The 21,150-nt window shown below is 68.7% G+C and carries 19 protein-coding genes; 7 read left to right on the plus strand and 12 right to left on the minus strand.

All coding sequences use genetic code 11. The features are described 5' to 3' along the window. Positions 1-2: 2 nt before the first annotated feature. The 4 genes from ACFY3C_RS41595 to ACFY3C_RS41610 are packed head-to-tail and all read right to left on the minus strand — an operon-like array spanning position 3 to position 4,441. Entirely contained in the window at positions 3-1,022 is a 1,020-nt protein-coding gene (locus ACFY3C_RS41595; protein WP_390774567.1) for a 3-oxoacyl-ACP synthase III family protein, read from the minus strand. Continuing rightward, positions 1,019-1,654: an SRPBCC family protein gene (locus tag ACFY3C_RS41600; RefSeq protein ID WP_390774568.1), complete on the minus strand. Its 636-nt coding sequence runs from the start codon at positions 1,652-1,654 to the stop codon at positions 1,019-1,021. The genes ACFY3C_RS41595 and ACFY3C_RS41600 overlap by 4 nt, the downstream gene beginning before the upstream one ends. Beyond that, positions 1,644-3,422 carry a thiamine pyrophosphate-binding protein gene (locus ACFY3C_RS41605; RefSeq protein ID WP_390774569.1) on the minus strand — a complete coding sequence of 593 codons (1,779 nt, stop codon included), beginning with the start codon at positions 3,420-3,422 and terminating at the stop codon, positions 1,644-1,646. Before ACFY3C_RS41605 ends, ACFY3C_RS41600 begins: the two co-directional genes overlap by 11 nt. Continuing rightward, positions 3,419-4,441: a GlxA family transcriptional regulator gene (locus ACFY3C_RS41610; protein WP_390774570.1), complete on the minus strand. Its 1,023-nt coding sequence runs from the start codon at positions 4,439-4,441 to the stop codon at positions 3,419-3,421. Before ACFY3C_RS41610 ends, ACFY3C_RS41605 begins: the two co-directional genes overlap by 4 nt. 522 nt (positions 4,442-4,963) lie before the next feature. On the opposite strand from ACFY3C_RS41610, the gene ACFY3C_RS41615 reads away from it, so the two are divergent. Together ACFY3C_RS41615 and ACFY3C_RS41620 are read left to right on the plus strand one after the other, a co-directional pair. Next, positions 4,964-5,287: a hypothetical protein gene (locus tag ACFY3C_RS41615; protein ID WP_386575270.1), complete on the plus strand. Its 324-nt coding sequence runs from the start codon at positions 4,964-4,966 to the stop codon at positions 5,285-5,287. 228 nt (positions 5,288-5,515) lie between these two features. Next, a complete protein-coding gene (locus tag ACFY3C_RS41620; protein ID WP_386575271.1) occupies positions 5,516-5,944 on the plus strand; it encodes a VOC family protein in 429 nt (142 codons plus the stop codon). 58 nt (positions 5,945-6,002) lie between these two features. On the opposite strand, the gene ACFY3C_RS41625 is transcribed toward ACFY3C_RS41620, so the two are convergent. Next, positions 6,003-6,662, minus strand: coding sequence for an NADPH-dependent FMN reductase (locus ACFY3C_RS41625; protein WP_386575272.1), 660 nt, complete (start codon positions 6,660-6,662; stop codon positions 6,003-6,005). A gap of 120 nt (positions 6,663-6,782) precedes the next feature. Between ACFY3C_RS41625 and ACFY3C_RS41630 the strand changes: the two genes are divergently transcribed. Then, entirely contained in the window at positions 6,783-7,100 is a 318-nt protein-coding gene (locus ACFY3C_RS41630) for a CPCC family cysteine-rich protein (RefSeq protein ID WP_390774571.1), read from the plus strand. 100 nt (positions 7,101-7,200) lie between these two features. Here the strand turns inward: ACFY3C_RS41630 and ACFY3C_RS41635 are convergent, their stop codons facing one another. Then, positions 7,201-7,617: a phosphotyrosine protein phosphatase gene (locus ACFY3C_RS41635; protein WP_390774604.1), complete on the minus strand. Its 417-nt coding sequence runs from the start codon at positions 7,615-7,617 to the stop codon at positions 7,201-7,203. A gap of 21 nt (positions 7,618-7,638) precedes the next feature. Then, entirely contained in the window at positions 7,639-8,187 is a 549-nt protein-coding gene (locus tag ACFY3C_RS41640; RefSeq protein WP_386575274.1) for a DUF1062 domain-containing protein, read from the minus strand. Positions 8,188-8,643: 456 nt separating this feature from the next. Between ACFY3C_RS41640 and ACFY3C_RS41645 the strand changes: the two genes are divergently transcribed. The 4 genes from ACFY3C_RS41645 to ACFY3C_RS41660 all read left to right on the plus strand — a co-directional run bounded on the left by ACFY3C_RS41645 (position 8,644) and on the right by ACFY3C_RS41660 (position 13,554). Beyond that, positions 8,644-8,886, plus strand: a complete 243-nt coding sequence (locus ACFY3C_RS41645; RefSeq protein WP_390774572.1) for a hypothetical protein — start codon at positions 8,644-8,646, stop codon at positions 8,884-8,886. Continuing rightward, the gene (locus tag ACFY3C_RS41650) at positions 8,879-9,973 is read left to right on the plus strand and encodes a response regulator (RefSeq protein WP_390774573.1); all 1,095 of its coding nucleotides are present in this window, start codon (positions 8,879-8,881) and stop codon (positions 9,971-9,973) included. The genes ACFY3C_RS41645 and ACFY3C_RS41650 overlap by 8 nt, the downstream gene beginning before the upstream one ends. A gap of 403 nt (positions 9,974-10,376) precedes the next feature. Beyond that, the gene (locus tag ACFY3C_RS41655; RefSeq protein ID WP_390774574.1) at positions 10,377-12,890 is read left to right on the plus strand and encodes a choice-of-anchor P family protein; all 2,514 of its coding nucleotides are present in this window, start codon (positions 10,377-10,379) and stop codon (positions 12,888-12,890) included. Between the two features lie 121 nt (positions 12,891-13,011). Further along, the gene (locus tag ACFY3C_RS41660) at positions 13,012-13,554 is read left to right on the plus strand and encodes a hypothetical protein (RefSeq protein WP_390774575.1); all 543 of its coding nucleotides are present in this window, start codon (positions 13,012-13,014) and stop codon (positions 13,552-13,554) included. Positions 13,555-13,567: 13 nt separating this feature from the next. On the opposite strand, the gene ACFY3C_RS41665 is transcribed toward ACFY3C_RS41660, so the two are convergent. The 5 genes from ACFY3C_RS41665 to ACFY3C_RS41685 form a co-directional block, all read right to left on the minus strand. Further along, a complete protein-coding gene (locus tag ACFY3C_RS41665; protein ID WP_390774576.1) occupies positions 13,568-13,789 on the minus strand; it encodes a hypothetical protein in 222 nt (73 codons plus the stop codon). 456 nt (positions 13,790-14,245) lie between these two features. Next, complete coding sequence (locus tag ACFY3C_RS41670; protein WP_390774577.1) at positions 14,246-14,659, minus strand: hypothetical protein; 414 nt, start codon at positions 14,657-14,659, stop codon at positions 14,246-14,248. Positions 14,660-14,767: 108 nt separating this feature from the next. Further along, a complete protein-coding gene (locus ACFY3C_RS41675; protein WP_390774578.1) occupies positions 14,768-16,369 on the minus strand; it encodes a hypothetical protein in 1,602 nt (533 codons plus the stop codon). Between the two features lie 332 nt (positions 16,370-16,701). Beyond that, positions 16,702-18,615, minus strand: a complete 1,914-nt coding sequence (locus tag ACFY3C_RS41680) for a sialidase family protein (protein WP_390774579.1) — start codon at positions 18,613-18,615, stop codon at positions 16,702-16,704. Positions 18,616-18,704: 89 nt separating this feature from the next. Then, on the minus strand, positions 18,705-21,086 hold the full coding sequence (locus tag ACFY3C_RS41685; protein WP_390774580.1) for a hypothetical protein: 2,382 nt from the start codon (positions 21,084-21,086) through the stop codon (positions 18,705-18,707). Positions 21,087-21,150 lie beyond the last annotated feature (64 nt).

A 21,150-nucleotide genomic window follows, 5' to 3' on the forward strand; every position in this document is an offset into this window, starting at 1 on the left:
AGTCATCCCCGCCCGCCGCGCCAGCGGATGGCGGCGGCTCCGGCGAAGTCGCCCGCGTGCGCGAATCCCGCCAGTACCACCAGGTCACCGTCCTTCACCCGACCCGAGCGGATCGCGCGGTTCAGGGTGACCGGGATGGCCGCTCCGAAGAGGTTCCCGTATTGGTCGAAGGTGTTCAGGTGCCGTTCGGCCGGCAGTTGCAGCGCCTCTTGCCAGTTCCGCAGGAAGGTGCGGTTCGGTTGGTTGGTGATGAGGACGTCGATGTCGCCGGTCGCCACGCGGAGTCGTCGGCACAGGTCCGTGACGGCCTCCGGGACGAGGCGGTTGCCGCGTGCCAGGACCTTGGCGACGCTGGAGTCGGTGAACCCGATCCGTAACTGGGACTCTCCCGGCTCCCAGTACTTGCGGCCGTCGTCGACCGCCACGGTCATCTCCCCGGCGTACTCACCGATGTGCCGGGTCTCCACGTCGAGGACCGGGGTGTCCGCCGAAGTCGTCACATACCCGACGCCGCAGCCGTCGCCCGGAATTGCCGCCTGGGCGAGCCTGCGCACCTCGGACTGCGTGAACCACTGGCCTGCGGCGCTCTGCGCGTTGCAGATCAGCGCGGTCTTCGCGTCGGTGGTGGTGAGGATCTGCCGGGCCAGCTTCAGCATGTATATGAAGGAGGCGCAGCCCGCGTTGGCCACGTCGACGAGCCACTCCGGGTTCAGACCCAGCCGGCGCGCCACCTCGGTGCCGGCGCCCACGAACGGCAGGTCCGGCAACTGGCTGTGCACCAACAGCACGTCGACACCTCGGATCGCGGCCCTGCCGTGCCGTTCGATCAGGGGTTGAACGGCACGCTCGATCATGTCCGCGTTGGTCTCGTCCGCGGCCACGTGGTGCCGTGACGGCGGGACCTTGAACATGGCATGGTTGCGGAGCTTGTCCTCGGCCCCGGGGTAGTCGGTGTAGAACTCGGCGGGGACCGGCTCGCCGGGGAGGTAACCCGCGACGTCGGTGAGGCTGACCGTCGTCATCGCGGTACCGCCGTCGTCGGAGCCACGCTGACGGGCAGGCCGCCCCGGTGGCGGTATTCCAGGATGGCCTTGAGGTTGTTCATCTCCACCGTGTGCCCCGCGTAGAAGAGGTCCCAGTAGTCGCCCACCCAGGGCCGGTCCGGGCGGGGGGCCATGTCGGGGTGCGGGTTGGCGTCGTAGTACGGGTGCCGGCAATTGGTCCAAGTGATCACCGATCCCGGCTTGTCGAGCACCAGGCGGGCCGGTACGACGCGCATCAGGTAGATCATCCACAGCTTCTCGCCCTGGTCCCAGGAGCAGTGGTAGTCCACGGTCATGGCCTCGGGGTGGGCGGCCACCCTGCAGTAGATCCTGGTGTCGTCCTCGAGGCGGTCGTGGCCGACCCACAGCCCCGGTGTGCCGGTGGGGGCGAAGTCCCGCAGGCTGCACGTCCACTCCTCCAGGTGGTGGCCCTGGCGGAGGTAGTCGTAGGCCTGCTCCGGGGGGCAGTCGACGTACTCGTGGATGGTGCAGTACTGCCCGTAGACCTGATGGTGGGGGTAGACGGCGTGGGTCAACTCCATGCAGTGGGCGGTCAGCTCCTCCTTGCCGGGGTTCTCGATCCGGACCAGGCCGGGGATGTCAGCCAACATGGACGACTCCTCGCTCATCTGAATTCTCCTTGCTGCCGGGGCGTTCAGTGCTGTCGGTGAGTGTGGTGAAGGACTGAAAGGGAAGGAACGGAGGGATCTCCCCCGGGTCGCAGTCCACTGCGACGAACGCGGGGCCGCCGCTCGTGTTGCTGCGCAGCAGCGCCTTGCGCAACTGCCCGGCGTCGCCGGCTCCGGTGACGTCGAGAGACGGGAAGGCGGCGGCCACTCCGGCGGCGAGGTCGGTCCGGCCGAACAGGTCGTCGCTGCGTATGCCGCCCTGGAGGAACTCCTCGCGCAGCGCGCACATGGCGTGGGCGTTGTTGTTGAAGACCACGAAGGTCACGGGTGCGTCGTACTCCACGGCGGTGTGCACTTCCATTCCGTGCATGAAGAAGGACCCGTCGCCGGCGAGGACGTAGGTGCGTCGCCCGGTGGCGAGCGCGGCGCCGATGCCTGCACCGAAGGTGTAGCCCATGCCGCCCATGCCGACCGCCACCACGAAGCGGCCGTGGCGCGGTGCCGGGAGGAGATGGACCGCGCTGGCACCTGCGTTGCCGGCGTCCACGAACACATGCGCACACTGGGGAAGTGCCGCCTCCACCGCGGCGATTGCCTGGGTATAGGGGACAACTCGTCCGCGGGCCGGAGAAACCCGGTTCGGAACGGGCGCGGGGACGGGACCCGCGTGCGGCGGGCAGTCATGTGCGCGCGGCGGGAGCCGGCCGGTCACCGCGCGCAGCGCGTCCCGCAGGCCCCCGCGCAGTGCGGTGCCCGCGACGTACGGCGGTTCGGGACCGAGGCACACGACTTCGGTGGCGGCCAGGGCCCGGTCGAGGCCGCCGCGTGCCAGGAGCGGCAGCCGGGTACCGACCAGCAGGCACACGTCGGACCGCCGCAGACAGTCCTCGACGTTGGCATGGCCCATCACCCCGGCAACGCCGGCGAACCGGGGATCACGGTTGTCGAAGACATCCTTGGCGTCCGGGGTGACCGCCACCCACGCCCCGAGGTTCCGGGCCAGTTCGGCCAGTTCCGCACGCGCGTCCGCTGCCGCGACGTCTTCACCGGCGATGACGAGTACGCGGTCGGCCCCGCGAAGGATGTCCGACACGGTGGTGAGGGCCGACCCGTCGAGCCGTGGCGCCGGTGGCGTCGACGCCGGCATCGGCACGCCCGGTGTCGGCGCCTTGCTGCGGCCGGGCAACCGGATCCGTGCCTGCTGCACGTCCTTGGGCAGCAGCAGTACCGCAGGCCCCCGCGGATCGGCCTGTGCCGCCGCCATCGCCTGGGGCAGTAACTCCATGAGCGAGTCCGCGTCCTCGACCCAGGCGCAGAACCGGGAAACGGGTGCGAAGACCTCCCGTGCATCGAAGGAGCCCGCCTTGCCGCTGGAGTCCTGGAACGCCCCGTGGCCTGCCTGGCCGGTCGGCGGCTGACCCACCAGGGCCAGCACGGGGACCCGGGAGGCGTACGCCTCTGCCAGGCCCGGTACGAGATTCATCGCCCCGCCGCCCGAGGTGGCGGCAACAACGCCGAGGCGCCCGGTGGTTCGGGCGTATCCGTCGGCCATCGTGACGGCGGAGAACTCGTGCTTGGCGACGACGCAGCGGACGGCGTCGCAGCGGTGAACGGCGTCATACAGGTCCTCGATGTTCGCGCCGCCCACGCCGAACACATGGGTGACGCCGGCCCTGGCGAGTTCCCCGGCCAGGTGGTCGACCAGGCGAACCGTTCCTGCCTCGGGCATGTCCGACATCGGAGTGATCATGCGGGGCTCCTGTCCGTCTCATGGCGCTGGTCGATGAGGCCGGATGGCGTGATGACCTGAAAGCGGTGCCGGTACTCCTTCGGGGTGAGCCCCAGGGTTCGCCCGAAGGAGCGGAAGAACGTCTCGGTGGCGGCGAATCCGCAGCGGCCGGCTATCTGGTTGATCGTCAGGTCGGTGGTCTCCAGTAGCTCGCGTGCGCGGGCGATGCGCGTCCGCTCGACGTACTGGCCGGGCGTCGTGCCCACCTCGCGCCTGAAGACCCGGGCGAAATTACGCAGGCTCATGTTGGCCCGCTGAGCGATCTCGGCCACGGGTAAGGGGTTGTGCAGGTTGTCAAGAATCCACTCCTGCGCGGTCCGGATCGGTGGATGGTCGGCCAACTGGGCGTCGAGGACGGCGCTGAACTGGGACTGCCCTCCGTGCCGCTTCAGGAAGAGCACCAGAAACCGCGCCGTCTCCAGCGCGAGCGCCGCACCGTGATCGGCCTCCACCAGGGCCAGCGCCATGTCGATCCCGGTCGACACGCCCGCTGACGTCACAAAGGGACCGTCCCAGACGAAGATCGGCTCGGCGTCCACCGTCACGTCCGGATAGCGGCAGGCCATCGCCTCGCTGTACGCCCAGTGCGTGGTGGCGCGTCTGCCGTCCAGAAGGCCCGCCTCGGCCAGCAGGAAGGATCCGCCGCATACGGAGGCGACCCTGCGCGACCGGGCCGCTGCCCGGCCGATCCAGGAGACCAGCGTCCTGTCCCGGAGCGCTTCGCCAAGACTCCATCCGCCCGGCACGAGAAGCGTGTCGATGGGGCCGTGCCCTGCCTCCAGCGGTGAGGCTCCTACCGTCACTCCTGAACTCGTGCGCACCAGAGGTGCGTCGGCGGAGACCAGGTCGATCCGGTAGGGGGCGCTCGACGGGGCGAGGAGCCGGTTGGCCGTATCGAACACTTCAATCGGTCCGGTGATGTCCAGGGCCATCGCACCCGCGTACACCACCACAACAACACGTCGCTCAAGCACGGTCACAGCCTGTATCGGGCAGTGCACTGGCTGCAATGACAGTTTATTGACGTATCCGGCCAACAGGCAGTCGTCGGATGGGGGAGCGGGGGGCTGGCCAGGCGGTTTGTGCGTGGCTGCCGACAGTGGTGGGTGAGGCAACTCACAAGGAGCCACCCTGAAGAGCCGCCGACCGCGGCGGGTCCCCCGGATGGCGGCCCTTCGTCGTTACTGAAGGCACTGGGCCATTCGAAGGAGTTGAGGCGGCGGGGGCGCCGATCGCATCACGGGCCGTCAGCTGCCTTCTTTCCTGCTCGCAGCATGATTCGGAGCCGGGGCGGGTCGGCGCCCGGACCCCTCCCTCGGTATCGATGGCCCATACAAGGGAGGGTTACGGACATATCCGCTTTTCGTAACGCGAATCCCTTCGTGGACCTGGTGTCGACGTGGAGGGCCAGAGTGTGGGACCTCGGCACCGAGCCGGGAATTCCGGATTGCATGCCCGGCCCCGAACAGGGTCGGTATGCACGAACGTGAGGTGACAGATTCATGTCTGTTTCTCGTACGACGGTCCGCCTGATCGCCACCTGTGTGGCTTCGGGCGCCCTCATCGGCGCGGCCGCCATGCCAGCCCTGGCAGCCGGAGCCGACCATGACCGCGACAACGGGAGGAGTTACTCGCACAGCCACAGGAGCGGCTACCACCACGACGGTCACTTCGGCGACCGGGACCGGGGCTGGGGCCGGGACTGGGACCGCCGCGGCTGGGACGACCGGGGCTGGGGTCGGGGCCGTGATCGGGACCAGGGCTGGCACCACGGCTGGTACAGCGACCGGCACCGGGATCACGACCGTTACCTCGGCCACCGCTAGCCCGCCTTGGCGGCTGTGCCGTGGTGCGGAGGCCGACCACGCCCTCTGCCACCCGTCGTCGTGGCCGGCACAGCAGCTGCACTCCGCCGGAGGGCCGAAGACCGCAAGGAATGTCTTCGGCCCTCCGGCCACGTGACGCAAGCAGCGGCCAGCAGGGGTCGTCCTCCCGACAACATGCCTGTCCACGCCGGGAGATGAGCAACCGAGTCCCCCTGCTATGGTGCGCCGATGTCGTCGATCAAGCAGTTCCAGGTCACCTTCGACTGCGCAGAACCTGAGCGCGTCGCTCGCTTTTGGTGCGAGGTGTTGGGGTACGTCGTACCGCCGCCCCCAAAGGGGTTCACCACTTGGGACGATTTCAACCGCTCCCAGTCTCCGGAGGATCAGGGTTCATGGTTCGCCTGCAGTGATCCCTCAGGTGTGGGCCCGCGGCTGTACTTTCAGCGTGTCCCCGAAGGCAAGGTCGCCAAGAATCGGCTGCATCTTGACGTGAGGGTCGGCACCGGGCTCGTGGGTGAAGAACGCCTCGCCACCCTCGAAGCCGAGTGCGCACGCCTGGTCGCGCTCGGCGCGGTACGCGTGCGACTCCTGTATGACGGCAACGATGCGTGCATCGTGATGCAGGACATCGAGGGCAACGAGTTCTGTCTCGACTGAGCATCCTCCGGGCCGGCGAGGTTGCAGGCAGTTCGGTCTGCGGCGCGGCGTTCCGGCATCACTTCTCGGCCCGCTGGGTGATGGCCGCCTCGGTACGGTCCCCCAGGAACTCGTACCAACGGCGTTCGAGGCAGACGTAGCGCACGTCCGCTTCGACGAGGCTGAGGAAACCCGACACGGTCTCGGTGAGACGTTGCTGCAACCCCGGGTCGGCCAGCGTTCCGTCTTCGGCGAAGGCCTGGTAGCTGTTGGCCACGCTGAACATGTCCGGGTAGACGCGGGTGCCCAGGTGCTCCAGGGGAATCCTCAGAGCCCACAACCCGCGGTTGCCGCCGACCAGCGACGGCGACGCTGAGACGAGCAGCGCGTGCTTGGTCTTGAACGGCTGCGGCCGGACACGCGAGACCCAGTCGATCGCGTTCTTCAGCACTCCCGGCACGGAGGCGTTGTACTCCGGCGAGGAGATGACGAAGGCGTCGCTCCGCTCAAGCCGGTCGCGTAGGGCGAGTGCGCCGTTCGGCAGCCCTTCGCCGGCCTCCATGTCGCCGTCGTACAAGGGCATGTCGAAGTCGCGCATGCCGGCGAGGTCGACGGCGGCACCGGTGTCGGAGATGAGCCGGGCCACGAGGGAGGCGAGGCGGGCGTTGGCCGAATCGGCCCGCAGTGCCGCGCCGAAGACCAGGAATCGCAGCGGGCCGGGAAGCGTGTCCGTGGGCATGGGTCCGTCCTTCCGTCGCGGGCACGCGCCTCGAAGAGGGCGCCCCACCGACCAGTGTGGTTCCCCGGCGGACGCCACGCGACAGGGCCGAGAACCGACAGGCCCGAGCCGGTCAGGACGATGGCCGGGCCCCGTGCCACCGCCCTCCTGGCCGCTCAAGCAATCTATTGGGTCGCGGCCGGTGGCGTGGCAGGTCAGGACGCGGTCGTGGTCACTCCATTTTTGAACATCCAGGGACGGGCCGAGGATGGTCCGCATCGCTGTCCTTGCTGCGGCTACCTGACGCTCGACGAGCGTGGCAACTTCGAGATCTGTCCCGTGTGCTTCTGGGAGGACGACGGCCAGGACGACCACGACGCCGACCGAGTTCGGGGCGGCCCGAACGGCCGGCTGAGTCTTACGGAGGCGCGTCGGAACTTCCAGGACATGGGAGCCTGAGCCTGTGACGAGCGGTGCACCCAGTTCGTACGCGCCCCTCTGCGCCGCGAACACCGCATGCCTGGTCCTGCTGGGATGTGAACCCACGGTGACATGGCTGTCACGGGGAGCTTCGCCCGGCAGGGCCGTGCGGGACGTCGCGGGCGTCCTGCCGAGATGAGTCAGGCTGTTCCGCCGGACCGATCTCGTCGAGCAGGCCCCGGATGCGCTTTTCGATCTCGTCGCGGATCGGGCGGACGGCGTCGACGCCCTGTCCGGCCGGGTCGGGGAGTTCCCAGCCGAGGTAGCGCTTTCCGGGGAAGACGGGGCATGTGTCGCCGCAGCCCATCGTGATCACGACGTCGGACGCCTGAACGGCCTCGACGGTCAGCACCTTGGGCATTTCGGCCGAGATGTCGGTGCCCGCCTCGGCCATGGCCTCGACGTCCGCCGCGTTGACGGCGTCGGCGGGAGCGGAACCGGCCGAGCGGACCTGGCAGCTGCGGCCAGGGCCTGTCCGGCGGATCCTGCCGAACAGGCCCCTGGTCCCGAGGAGGGCTCAGCGCTTGAGCGTGAAGGTGAAGTCGTCGGAGAGCTTGCCGCTCAGCCGGACTGCCGAAACGAGCTTCCCCTCCGTGATCAGTCTCTCGACCTCGGCCCGCGAAAGACCGCAACCTTCGGCGATCAGTCGCACCGGCCGGACAGGGATCCGCGCCGCAAAGCGGACCGAGACGTCGATCACCTCGCGGTCCAGGTGATCCGATCCGCCGGTGTCGAGGCGCCAGGCGTTGTCCCAGTCGAGGGCGATGCGATTACGGCGCCGCACGACCGGATCCCGGAGCAGTTCGGCTGCCAGGCCAGGGTCGTTGTCATGCATCCGGTCCAGCAGCTCAGGTCGTACGGAGCGCACGTTCATCCGCTCCAGGACGGTGAGCTTTGCCGTGTCCCCGCAAGCGGTACAGAGCACGAGGAGCCAGGCGTCGAGGAGCTTGTGGTTTGCGTTGACGCGAAATTTGCCGTTGGCCCGGAAGCGCTCGCACGCGCACGCGTGGCAACGGCGGAGGACGGTCGGCAGGCAGGTGGGCATGACCACCCAGCTATTGAGCACAGAAGTACACCGGTTTCAGTGAGAAGTCCGCAGCAAAAAGGAGCGCGGCGCACATGCGCGACGCGCGACACATCAGCTCTCGGGGGGTCTCACAGGGTGTACAACGGCACGTCCTTGCCTTGACGACTGGGTTCGGCAGCACGGTAGTGGCGCACAGCGGCGCTGCTCCACCGGTTTTCGAGCCTCACCGCCGGACAGGCCCCAGGCGTCAACACCACGCCCGTGACTGATGCGGGTGTTGCCGCAACATCTGACAGTGCACCAGTCCTGAGCTGTGGATCGGGAGTGTTGCGGCCTGTAGGGCGGCGGCCGCAACGGGCCTTGGATGTTGCCGGTTTGCCGATTGCCTGGCGCAACGGATTCATCTGTCGTCATTGTGTGGCTCGCAGTAAGGCGGGCCCATTCGGGGCGCGCTGCCCCGGCTGGTGTCCGGTGGGGTGAGGAAGGGAAGGTTCGATGGATCGTTCGCTTGTGTCGGTGAGGGCGGCGCTGGTGCTGTTACTCGCTGCGCTGGCCGGTGTGGGGGTCGGCCTGTTGTCGGTGCTGGCCGGAAACGGGGTGGTGGGCGGTGTGCTCGCCGGGCTCACTGCCGCGGGCGGGGCCGTGCCCGTGTTCAACCAGGTGATCGCCCCGGATGCCACCCACAGCAGCCCGGTTGTACGCGGGGCGGGAACGAAGGGCGGTAGCGCCCGTGGCTGAGTTGCGTCCTCTCGCCCCGGACCTGACACCGGAATCCCGTGCACTGGCCATGGCGCTGCGGGAGCTGTTCGAAGGTCTGGAAGTCTCGGTCCGCCGCTACGCGGCCCGCCGCGTTCGGGATGCCGGCACCTTCTCCCGCTATCTCGGTGGCACCCGCGTGCCGCCGTGGGAAGTGGTGATGGACCTGTTCACCGACATCGCCGAACACCGTGGCATGGCCGCCACCCCGCACGCCATCGAACTGGTGCGCCGCCTGCACCGGGCAGCCGTCGAGTCCAGCACCTCACCCCGCCACGCGGTCGCGGTACTGGAGCAGCAACTCGCCGAAGCCGACCGTGACTCACGCCGCTCCACCGCCCGCGGCGACGCACTGAGCGACGCGCTGCTGGACCGCAAACACCGCATCGCCGACCTGGAGGTGCGTCTGAACCAGCTGGAAGCCGAATGGAGCGCGGAACGCGAACGAGCCGAACGCCTGGCCGCAGCCAACCCGGACGTCAGCGAGCTGCTCCACGAACGCGACCAGCTGCAGGACGAAGTCACCCGCCTGTCCGCCCAGCTCCACGAAGCGCAAAAACAGCGCGACGAAGCCGAACAGCGCTGCACTCTGCTGGAACGACAGCTGGAAGCGGTGGAACAGGTCCAGACCGTCGCCGCCGTGACCCCCGCGGTCTCGCGGGTCATGCCCAAGGTCCTCATCGTCGACGATCAGCCGGACAACCTGATGGCCATGACCGCCGTCCTGTCCACCCTCGACCAAGAACTGGTCGCCGTCTCCTCCGGCCGCGAAGCCCTCAAAGCCCTTCTCGATCACGACGACTTCGCCGTGATCATCATGGACGTCCAGATGCCCGACATGGACGGCTACGAGACCGCCGCCCACATCAAACGTCGCCCTCGCACCCATGACGTCCCCATCATCTTCCTCACCGCCATGGGCACCGATCCCGAACACTCTGCCCGCGGTTACGCCGCCGGAGCGGTCGACTACATCGGCAAGCCCTTCGATCCCTGGGTCCTGCGTGCCAAAGTCGCGGTCTTCACCCGTATCTACCTCGAACAACGGCGCCTTGCCGGAGACCAGTGACCACCGGGTCCAGCGTCACCGACCAGTCAGCACCAACAGCGGGCCGACTGGTCGGCTCTTCGGCCGGCCCGGCCATGACAGCCAGTCGCGTGTTTCTCGGTGGGGGCGGGCGGACAGAGAGTCGGTCAAGGCCGTACGGACTCCCTTGCGATCCCTGCATACCCCATCGCACCGGCCGCGGTACCGCCAGAGCCGGACCGTGCCTGCCCCTGCTCCCGCGTCGACGGAGCACGCACAGAAGTGAATGCGAGTGATTCCGTTAACGGGCAAGGCCGCACAGGACGTTCACTGTTGCTCTCCTTCCGTAACGGTATCTCGCCTCCCTAGCCTCGGACTTCGCGACTCGATTGTCGCGATCATGCCATTACGTGGCGAGTGGGTCCGCCGACGGGGAGGGGATCGCATGCGCAAAAGACATGGCTCCATCAGGCACGCCTGCACGGCTCTGACCACCAGCCTGCTGCTCTTGGTCGGCGGGCTGGGACTGTCGGCGGCGCTGGCCGCCCCCGCACAAGCGGCGACGGTCGGTACGGTCGTCGATGTCACCCGCAGCGCGGGCAACCAGGCCGAGGGATCCATCGCGGTCGATCCGACCGACCCGAGCCGACTGGCGGCCGTGTCCAACAACGGCGACGGGGCCGGAGACGGCATGACCGCCGCGTACAGCACGGACCATGGCGCGACCTGGACGCACCGGGCCATCGCCGACGGCAACGACGGCCTGCCGAAGGCATGTTGTGATCCCGGTCTGTCCTGGGACTCCTTCGGCAATCTCTTCCTGGTCTACCTGGACGCCGACACGAACGCCGGCGGCGTACACGTCCTCCTGTCGACGGACGGCGGCAAGACCTTCTCCCGGCTGGCCGACCTCGCCGCCGGTGACAAGCCCGACCAGCCCACCATCACCACCGGGGCCGGCAGCGTCTGGGCCGTGTGGACCGACGGCGGCCACTCCGATGAGATCACCGCGGTCGGCGCCAAGGTCACCGGCGCCGGAGCCTCAGGCGTCGGGGCCTTCTCCGATCCCCAGAGAGCGGGCACGGGAGACTTCGGGGACATCGCCGTAGGCCCCACGGGCGCCGTCATGGTGACGTACCAGCGGCCGTACGGCGATGACAAGCCCAGCAAGCTCTACACGGCCCTCGACCCGGACGGTCTGGGCGGCGGGGGATTCCAGTCCGAGGTCACCGCCGTGGATCTGCACATCGGCGGGTTCCACCCGATCCCCGCGCAGAGCAGCCGCACCGTCGACGCGGAAGCCGGGCTGGCCTGGGACCGCAGCGGCGGTGCGCACAACGGGCGGCTGTACTTCCTCTACACCGATGCCCCCTCCAACGGCAGCGCGGATACGAACATCTTCGTGAAGTACTCGGACGACTCCGGGGCACACTGGACTTCACCGGTCCAGGTCAACGATGACAGCGGGATCAACAGCCAGTTCCTGCCGAAGATCGCCCTGGACCAGACGTCCGGCAAGATCGCGCTGTCCTGGCACGACGCGCGCAACGCCGGCTCGGCGAACAACACCGCACAGCTGTACGCCACCACCAGCGACAACGGCACTGACTTCGCCGCCAACGACCGGGTGAGCGACGGGACCTCGAACGCTTCCCAGGCGCACAACGGCATCGACTACGGCGACTACTCGGGACTCGCGTACGAGGACGGCAGTTTCTACCCGTTCTGGGCGGACAACTCCAACAGCACCGGCGACAACCCGGACGGCGCGGGCAACAGCTTCGACATGTACACGGCCCGGGTCCAGCCGGCCAAGCCGCCCACCGCGAGCAAACTGACCTACACCGGTCCCACCACCGCCGACTACCACGACGCCTTCACCGCCGGCGCCCAACTCACCTCAGGCGGCAGCCCCGTATCCGGTGCGAACGTCGACTTCACCCTCGGCAGCCAGAGCTGCACCGGCACCACCGACGGGTCCGGGAACGCGAGCTGCTCGCTGACTCCGCAGGACGTCCCCGGCCAGACCACGATCACTGTCAGCTTTGCGGGCAACGCCACCACAGCCCCGAGCAGCACCACCGTGGCGTTCACCATCACCAAGGAGGAGACCGCACTCGCCTACACCGGCCCCGCCAAGATCGCGAACGGAACCCCGGTGCACCTGTCCGGAGCCCTCACCGAGGACGACACGGCCCCGATCGCCGGACGCAAGGTCTCCTTCGCACTCGGCACGGGTATCTCCCAGCAGTCCTGCACCGGCACCACGGACTCCGCCGGACACGCGTCCTGCACCATCGACAAGGCGAACCAGCCGCTCAACGACGCCGCCACCGTCCCGATGACGGCCTCTTTCGACGGTGACCCCTACTACCTGCCCTCCAGCGCGACCGCCCAACTCAAGCTGGAGTACTACACCGGACGCGCCTATGGGATCACCGGCAAGGTCGACCTGCTCCTGACCCGGCTCGACCTGAAGCCGACCCCGGACACCGGCGCCGTTCGCACGGCCCAGGCATCGAGCAGCGACACGTCGTGCACCGCGTCCGTCGACGCGTTGATCATCACGGCCCATGCACTGTGCCCGAAGGTGGTGACGACCCTTGCGCCGGGGACGTCCAAGGCCACCACCACCGTCAAGGACGCCTCCATCGGCATCCCGGGCCTTCCGGTCATCGGCATCAGCGCACTGACCGCCTCCTCCACCAGCACCTGCCAGAGGACGACCGGGAGCGCCACCCTCACCCTCACCATCGCGGGTCTGCCCACCACGGTGCCCACCGCCCCCAACAGCACCATCGACCTCGGGGGCGGCGCCAAACTCGTCATCAACGAGCAGAAGCCTGTGCCCGGCGCGGACTTCGGCCTGACCGTGAACGCCGTGCATCTCACCGCCGCCGGAGGGCTCGTCGACGTCGTCGTCGGCTCCGCCACCAGCGACACGCACAACTGCGTCTGATCCCCACCCCAGTGCCTGGGGGCGGTGCCCGGCAGGGAACGCCGGGCACCGCCCCCACGTCGAACCGACAACGCCACCCGTGGTCCGGCGTCCCGCACGCGGGCCGGACAAGGAGGAACCGATGTCTGCCCGCCGTCAACTCCTGCCCACGGCGATCGCGTTCGCTGCCGCCGCACTCCTGCTCGCCGGCTGCTCCTCCGGAGACGGCGGTGGCGGAACCTCCGCGAGACCGAGCCCCACCCCTACGGCACCCACGACGTCGGCAACGAACACGGCACCGTCGGCAACGCACACCACACCGGCCCCCGGGACACCGAGCACGGCCGAACCGTCACGGCCCGCCACCACCCCCGAACTCAACATCACCACACTGCGTCCCGGCGGGACCGTCACCCTCCCCGCGACGGTCGGCTATACGATCAGCGGCCTGCACTTCTCCGCATCCGACGGGTACCAGCTGCGCCTGAGTCTGGGCGGCTCGGCCTCGTACAGCCTGGATCTCCCGATCAACAGCCCCGCCGGCTCGGTGACCATTCCGCGCGACAAGATGCTGCCCGGCAAACGCGACCTCACGTTCACCGTCGTACGCGAAGGCGGGGCGTCGGCATGGTCGACCCGGCATGCAGTGCATGTGGACGACGTCACCATTCATGGCCCCAAATGACTTGACGTTCGGCTCACTGCACCGGATACGCCGCCACACTCAGCCGGAGCGTGAAAAGGGGCGTGCTCTGCGGACCCCAAATGACGGTCACCGAGCCGGTGCGCGCGGCCCGCACCGTGACCCGGGTGACGCCCTTGCCGTCCGTGGAGGTCGAGGTCACCAGTGCGAGCATCGGGTTACTGCTGCGCGGCTGCGGCCAGGGACCCTGTGCCCGGGGCTCCAGGATCACGTTCACCGTCGTACCGGATCGCACACACAGGGTACGGACGGAGGTGTCGCCGGGGCCGTGGGTGACGGTGGCGGAGCCCGCGACGCACCCCGGGGACGCGGAGGCTGCCCCATGCGGGGACGGGGCTCGTGTCGACGGAGACGACGGTGGTGCCGCCGGCCTTGTCATGGAGGGCGAGCTGGGGGTTCCCGGCGTGCTGGGCCCGCTCGCGGAAGGGGCGGTGGTCGGTGGCTTCGCGGAAGGACGCGGCGGTGGCGGGTCCGCCTCGGAGCCGCCGCCGCTGCCTGCGCAGGCGGTCAGGAGGCAGGAGAGGGCAACCAGTGCGGCCGAGAGCGAGGGCCAGGATCCTCGGCCTCGTCTGCAGCTCTCCATCATCATGACCACTCCCTTGTGCCCAGGACGTCACTGCGACGTCCTCGGCCGCAGTTCGGTTCCGTCGGCACCCGAGGAGTGGCGGAGGCCTCAGCGGATGCCCGAGTCGAAGGGGATGACGATCGTGGTGAACCGCCCGCTGGTGACGGTGACGGACATCGGTTGGGCGATCGGGGCGACGGCGCCGGTGAGGTTGGCGGGGCGGATGGTGTAGGTGCCCGGCGGCAGCGAGACATGGAAGTGGCCGTCGGCGTCGCTGGTGGTCTCGGCGACCGTCCGTTCGGGATCGCCGCTGGTGATGGACAGCCGGGCGCGCAGGGGCCGGCCGGGACAGGGGCTGTGCTCGCGGATCACAGGGCAGCCGCCGTCGACCATCGTGCGGCCCTTGATCCCGGAGTCGGGCGCGTCCGGCGATCCGGCCCCCTCGGAGTCCCCGCACCCGGCGGCCGAGACCGCAGCGGCGAGCGCCAGGGCGGCGAGCGCGGTCCGGAGGTGGCTCTTCATGAGGGTTGGACTTCCCATGGTGCTGGTCGGTTCCTCTGCCGGCATGGCCCGGGGGCGGGCGGGAGCGGTCCCCCCGCCCGGCCCTCGGGTTGCTCACTGTAAGTGATGCTAGGAGAACAGAACGTTGTGCGGCTCGGGGTAGGCCCCGGTGGCGCCGCAGTTCCCGCCCTTCATCGCATAGCCGGCGGCGACCCAGCGGGTCGGGTCGGCCTTGTACGTGCGGACGGTGAGGTAGTCGCCCCAGCGGGGCAGGCCGGCGTAGGTGCAGGTGTTGCCGGCACCCCACAGGTAGTAGTTGGGATTGGTGTCGATGGCGTTGGCGGGCTGGGAGTTGATTCCGCTGCCGGGGTAGTAGTGAGCGCCGCCGGTGCCGCCGCCCCAGGCGAACTCCAGGCCCACCCTGCCGAGCGAGTTGGGTGCGAGCGAGGCGAACTGGATGGCGCCCCAGCTGCCCCACAGGTCACCGGAGCCGTTGAGGTTCTTGTCGGATTCGTTGAACCAGACGAACCGGGTGTAGGGGAACGGGTGGCTGCCGTCCTGCTTCGCGTTGAAGGAGAAGCCGATGAGCCCGCCGGCCCGGTAGGCGCCGAGGACGCGGGAGTCGGCGTACTGGCACCAGTTGGTCACCACGCCGTCGGTGCTGGCGCAGTTCTGGCCGCTGTTGCGGGTGTAGAAGCCGTACGAGGGGACGGTGCGGTCCCACCAGGAGTAGTTCCCGGAGCTTTCCGGCCACGCGAACACGCGGAAGGAGCTGCCGTTGGTCTGGCCCCAGTTGCTGCCCCAGTAGAGGGTGTCGGTGGAGCCGGGCACCAGCTTGAAGGTGAGGTTGTCGGTGCGGGTCAGGTAGCTGTAGCCGAAGCCGCTGCAGGTGCTCATCGGACTCTTCGGCAGTCGGAGCAGCCCGGCACCGCTTCCCCCGCTGCTGGGGAAGAAGTTGGTGGAGATGTTGACGTTGCTGTTGCTGATGGACATGTCGTTGAAGTCCAGCGCGGTGGTGTTCGCCAGACCCATCCAGCTCGGGGTGATGTTCCAGTAGCACCAGCCGGTGTACGCGCCCGATCCGGAGGCCGAGGCGTTGGCGATCACCAGATGGTCGCTGAACTGGAGCAGCCAGAACTGCCTGCCGGTCGCCGGGTCGTACTGGGTGACCTGGTCGCAGCAGAACCCCGACCCGAACAACGTGTACGGGTCGAGGTAGGACCAGGTCGCGCCGTTGTCGATCGAGCGGGTGGCGTACCAGTTGCCGGTCTGGAAGATGTTGGAGCCGTTGGCGTCGGTGCTCGGCTCCTGCGTCGACGACAGGTAGGAGGCGCCGCCCGATATCCCGGACGTCGGGATGGCGCTGTCGCGCACCGTGGTGGCGAACGACCGCACCGAGGACGGCTGGGCGACCGCGGTACCGAGCGGGGCGTGCCTGGGCTTGGGCCCCGCCTTGCCCTTGTCCATGCTGTCCTCGTCGTACAGCCGGGAGTTGAGCTGGGCGAGCTCCTCGGCCGTGTACTGCCGCGGCTTGTCGGAGACGGCAGCCGTCACCCGAGCACCGCCGCCGTGCGCCGCCCGGGCGGCATGGCCCTGACCGTGCGGGGCGGCCGACGCGGGCATGGAGTCGATGCCCGCCAGCCCGAACGACAGGATCAGGAGCACGACCGCCCAGACCGACAGTCTTCGACGTCTGGGCCCGGCCAGGGGCATGCGGATGGAACCGGACATGCTGAAATCCCCCCTTGATGATGGGTGAATCGGACGCACGACGACATCGATCGCCACTCACCCCACACGTGCTGGGCAGAGCACTGCCGCCGCACGGCAGCGAACCTAGCGATCCGTGACCGGCCCACCAAGAGCCTTCGGAAAGGAACCGAAATAGGTCCGAATTCCCTTCCTATGAAAGGGAACTGGAGCATCACCAGGCCCGAAGGACGGCGGCAGTCACGATGCCTTGGGGCCGCAACAGCGCATAGCGGCCAAGTTCTCACTGCAACGCGTGGCCGAAGTGCGCTCCGGCGGACACCGGAACGCACCTCGAACGGACAGCGGAGAGATCAGCGCCGGAGCGGCAAGGGGACCGATCCGGCGGTCCTGTGCGGTGCGACGACGGTTGCCGCGCCGTGGGACGTGGAGGGCGTGCTGCCGCCGGTGACGGTGAGCGGGCCGGCGGTGTAGAGGGCCTCGTCGAAGGCCTGCCCGTTCGTCGGTGTCCTGCCTACGGCGAATACGGAGACCGCTCTACCGCCGACGACGGAGGTGGACAGGTAGTCGCCGACCATACGGCCCTGCGTGGAGTCGGCGATCCGGGACAGGGACATGGGCCCGGCGACAGTGGTCGGCGTGCTCCAGGTGCTGCCACCGTTGACGGAGGAGACGTAGCCGACCTCCAACTGGCAAGTGGAGGCCGAGCAGTTGGCGCTCGGGTAGAAGTAGTAGTAGAGGCCGATCTTCGCCGTGGCGCCGGAGGTGGCGGGGTCGATGCCGATGCCGGGGATGAAGTGGTCGACGCCGCTGGTGGTGGCGTCGATCGGGACGCGCGTCACCGACGACCAGCTGGTGCCGTTGGCCGAGGTGGCGTAGACGATGTCGTTGGCCGGGCAGCCGGAGCGGAAGCGGCAGTCCTGCCAGGCGACGTAGATCGTGCCGGATCCGTCGATCTCGGCGGACGGCAGTCCCTCACCGTCGCGCAGGTTGCCGGCCACTGCGTGGCTGCTGATGTTGGCGATCAGCGTGCTGGAGGACCAGCTGGAGCCGCCGTTGGCCGAGCTGAAGGCTCGGACGGAGGAGCCGTTGGCGGAGTAGGGGACCACGACCGTGCCATTCGGCTGGACCAGCGGCTGGCCGCCGAGCCCGCTGGGGTTCCCCGAGGGTGAGACCGGGCTCGACCAGGTGGCGCCGCCGTCGGTGGAGCGGCTCATGACGATGCGATTGCCGGACGAGGTCACGTCGACCTCGATGTAGCAGGTGCCGTAGTACGGGCTGGTGGCCGTGTTGTCGCAGACGATCCATTCCTTGTCGTAGCCCTTGCCGTCGTTCCCGACCGCCATGACGGGGCTCTGCCAACTCGTGCCGTTCGTGGAGCGGCTGACCGTCACGCCCGCGCCGTTGACGCTGGAGTCGATGACCAGCCCGGCGACCATCCAGGTGCTGTGCTTGGCGTCGTACGCCACGGCTGGGTCGGACACGCGGGCCCAGGTGCCGCCCTGGTAGGTGGTGATGCCCGGCAGCATGCCGTGCTGCCAGGTGGTGCCGCCGTCGGTGGAGGTGTTCCAGCCGATGTCGGAGGCTCCGCCGTCGGTGAACCGGCCGACCTGGGAGGAAGCGACGATCGTGTTGCCGTACGCGAAGGTGTCGGGTTCGAGTTCGGTGGCGTGCTGGCTGGAGGCGTTGGTGAACGGGTCGGTGCTGACCTGGGTCAGACCGGGCGGCGGTGCGGCGGTGGTGAAGGCGACGTCGTCGTAGAGGGTGTAGGTGGCGTCGCCGGTGTAGTTGTCGTCATGGCTGACGAGTTTGAGGGTGTAGCTGTGCCCTGCGGTCACCGAGGACGTGACCTGTTTCCAGCCCTGGCCGTTGGTGCAGGTCTTGGCGAGCACGGTCGTCGTGGTGCCGACGGTGGTGTCGGTGAGCGTGGCCGTGGCCCAGTCGTAGGTGAGGGTGTCCGGGCAGGTGACGCTGTACCAGAACGACAGCTGGTTGGCGCCGGTCGGCGCGGTGAAGGTCTGGGCGATCGACGAGTCACCGTTGGTCGGTGACGTCCCGCCGACGCGGGCGGCGTAGGTGCCGCTGTGGGCACCGGAGCTGACCACGGAGGTGGTACCGGTGGTGGTCCAGCCGGTCAGGCTGCCGGACTCGAAGCCGCCGTTGCTGACGTCGGCCAGCGCCGGGTGCGAGGCGAGCAGGAGGCCGCCTAACGAGACGAGGACGGTGGTGGTGGTCGCGACGGATCTGCGGACAGCGGTACGCGACATGAGGAGACCCCTTGTCGTTGGTGGGGTTCGGGTGGAGTGGACCGCCGGCGCCGGGCCGGCGGTCCACCCCTGAGGACGACGTCGACGGATCAGGAGAGGGTCACGTCGTCGTAGCGGGTGTACGTGGCGTCACCGGACCAGTTGTCGTCATGGCTGATCAGGGTGAGCGTGTAGCCGTGCCCCGCCGTGACCGAGGCGGACTTCTGGAGCCACCCGGAGGACGACACACAGGTCTTGGCGAGCACCGTGGTGGTCGTGCCCGTGGTGTTGTCCTTGAGCGTGGCCCTGGCCCAGTCGTAGGTGACCGTGTCCGGGCAGGTCACGTTGTAGTAGAAGCGCAGCGTGCTGGTCCCGGACGGAGCGGTGAACGTCTGGGCGATCGACGAATCACCGTTGGTCGGCGAGGTGCCGCCGACGCGAGCCGCGTAGGTGCCGCTGTGCGCCCCGGAGTTGACCACCGAGGTCGTCCCCGCGGACGTCCAGCCGCTCAGCGTGCCCGTCTCGAAGTCGCCGTTGGTGATCGAACCGCCGCCGCTGCCGTTGACGGTGAGCGTGTACGTCGCCGTGTGCGTGGCCGAGGAACCGGTGCCCGTCACGGTGATGTTGTATGTGCCGGCCGGCGTCGACGAGGACGTGGCCACCGTCAGCGCGGACGAGCCGCCCGCGGTGACAGAGGTCGGGGTGAAGCTCGCGGTCGCCCCACTGGGCAGCCCCGAGGCCGACAGGTTCACCGACTGCGCCGCGCCGGAGGTGACCGCGGTGGAGACCGTCGTCGTCGCCGACGAGCCGGCCGTCACGCTGGACGAGGCCGGGCTGACCGACATGGAGAAGTCGTTGGTCGCCGAGGAACCGCAGTTGGGCAGAGTGAACGAGGCCAGCCTGGTGTGCCAGTTGAAGTTCCCGTTGGACGGAATGTACTCGCTCGTGTACCAGAACGTGCAGTCGTCCACCGGGTCCACGGACATCGAGGTGTAGTCACCCCAGCGGCTGTAGCTCGTCTGCGATCCACCGCCGGTGATCGCCGTGACCTCACCCTGCGTCATCGAGCCGAGCGTGTCACCGGCCAGCCGACCGGTGTACCGGATCGACGGGTGCACCGCGGAGGAGGACTGGGAGTAGCCGAGCGCGATGTTGCCGACCTTGTCCTCGGCGATCGAACCCATCCAGCGGTAGGTGGAGTCCGGCGCATACGTGCCCTGCTGGAAGACGGTCGGATTGCCACCGGACATCCGCAGCTCGTACCACCGGACCCCCACCGAACTGCCCGCCGTGACCGCGTGATTGACCACCAGCGACTCGTGGTCGCCGAAGTTGCGGTAGGCCAGCCGGAACATCAACCGGTCCGAGAGCGAGTCGAGCTGCGTACTGGTCCCGCTCTGCGGGATGCAGGTGCCCGAGCTGCCGCAGGCCGTGGTGTATGACGCCACGGTCAGCGAAGTCGGGCCGGTGAACGTCGAGTTGGCAGGGGTCGTCCAGTCGGTGTGGAACTTCCAGTACGCCAGTGTCGTACTCGTCGTCCCCAGGCCCACCATCAGCTCAGGTGCCCCGGACGGCGGTGCGGTTGAGCCGTCCAGGTCCGCGCCCAGCAGACCACCGTAGGAAGACGAGGTGGTGAAGCACTGCTGGGTGGCGCTCGCGCCGGTCAGCATGGCGGACCGATTGAGCGCGCATGCCTCGGCGTTCAGGAAGCTGCCGGAGGCGGTGAACATGTTGTACGTGATGTAGTACGCGTCCGGCCACACCGAAAGCTTCGGGTAGTCGGGGAAGTTGGCGTACTGGAACGAGTAGCGGTAGTAGCTGCCGGTCGCGTCGGCGCTGGTGGAGACGGCCACGCACTCGTAGTACGGGCCGGCGGACGAGGAGACGTTGGCGAACTGCGTCACCGCCCAACGGTTGGCCATGGTGTCCCAGCGGACCACCGCGTCACCGTCGTTGGTGGACTGACACGAGCCGCCGAACCCCGACCACAGGGTGCTCGTGTCGGTCGGCGCGAGCACGGTGGCCCCGGACTTGGAGTACACCGCGTGGGCAGTGTTCACCGTCTCGACGATCTGCGTGGAGCCGACAGCGGAGTTCGGGTCCGGCGGGACACCGGTGATCGAGTAGTTGCCGGCGCCGATGCCCTCGAAGTTCGTGCCCGTCGAGGGGACGGACGGGCCACCGGGGCTGGACTGTACGACCGGGTCGGGGAGGGGAGAGGCGGGCGGGTGCGGCAGCCGCTCCTCGCCGGGATCGTCGTCCTGCTCCTTCTTGCCGTGGTGGCGGTGGTGCGCGTGGGCGGCCATGGAGCGCAGAGTCGGAGAGGTGTCGTGCCGGACGGCGGGGCCGGTGTCGGCCGAACGGTGGGCCGCGGGGATGTGGGGTGCGGGGTCGGCCTGGGCCGCTGGAGCGGCGAGCCAGAGGGCGGGGACTGCGGTCAGGATCGCGGTGAGCGCGGCTATCCGGCCGCGTCTGCGTCTGGATCGGGACACGGAACATCCTTTCGGGCAGCCGGAGATCATCCGGTCTGTGGGGTAGAGAAGGACGTTCACGCCG

Source organism: Streptomyces sp. NPDC001410, from assembly GCF_042895235.1.
Taxonomy (GTDB): Bacteria; Actinomycetota; Actinomycetes; order Streptomycetales; family Streptomycetaceae; genus Streptomyces.

Coding starts and splice junctions, on each gene's coding strand:
- ACFY3C_RS41595 (WP_390774567.1), bottom strand. CDS start 1,022: ATGACGACGGTCAGCCTCACCGACGTCGCGGGTTACCTCCCCGGCGAG.
- ACFY3C_RS41600 (WP_390774568.1), bottom strand. CDS start 1,654: ATGTTGGCTGACATCCCCGGCCTGGTCCGGATCGAGAACCCCGGCAAG.
- ACFY3C_RS41605 (WP_390774569.1), bottom strand. CDS start 3,422: ATGATCACTCCGATGTCGGACATGCCCGAGGCAGGAACGGTTCGCCTG.
- ACFY3C_RS41615 (WP_386575270.1), top strand. CDS start 4,964: ATGTCTGTTTCTCGTACGACGGTCCGCCTGATCGCCACCTGTGTGGCT.
- ACFY3C_RS41620 (WP_386575271.1), top strand. CDS start 5,516: ATGTCGTCGATCAAGCAGTTCCAGGTCACCTTCGACTGCGCAGAACCT.
- ACFY3C_RS41625 (WP_386575272.1), bottom strand. CDS start 6,662: ATGCCCACGGACACGCTTCCCGGCCCGCTGCGATTCCTGGTCTTCGGC.
- ACFY3C_RS41630 (WP_390774571.1), top strand. CDS start 6,783: ATGGCCGGGCCCCGTGCCACCGCCCTCCTGGCCGCTCAAGCAATCTAT.
- ACFY3C_RS41645 (WP_390774572.1), top strand. CDS start 8,644: ATGGATCGTTCGCTTGTGTCGGTGAGGGCGGCGCTGGTGCTGTTACTC.
- ACFY3C_RS41655 (WP_390774574.1), top strand. CDS start 10,377: ATGCGCAAAAGACATGGCTCCATCAGGCACGCCTGCACGGCTCTGACC.
- ACFY3C_RS41660 (WP_390774575.1), top strand. CDS start 13,012: ATGTCTGCCCGCCGTCAACTCCTGCCCACGGCGATCGCGTTCGCTGCC.
- ACFY3C_RS41670 (WP_390774577.1), bottom strand. CDS start 14,659: ATGAAGAGCCACCTCCGGACCGCGCTCGCCGCCCTGGCGCTCGCCGCT.
- ACFY3C_RS41675 (WP_390774578.1), bottom strand. CDS start 16,369: ATGTCCGGTTCCATCCGCATGCCCCTGGCCGGGCCCAGACGTCGAAGA.
- ACFY3C_RS41680 (WP_390774579.1), bottom strand. CDS start 18,615: ATGTCGCGTACCGCTGTCCGCAGATCCGTCGCGACCACCACCACCGTC.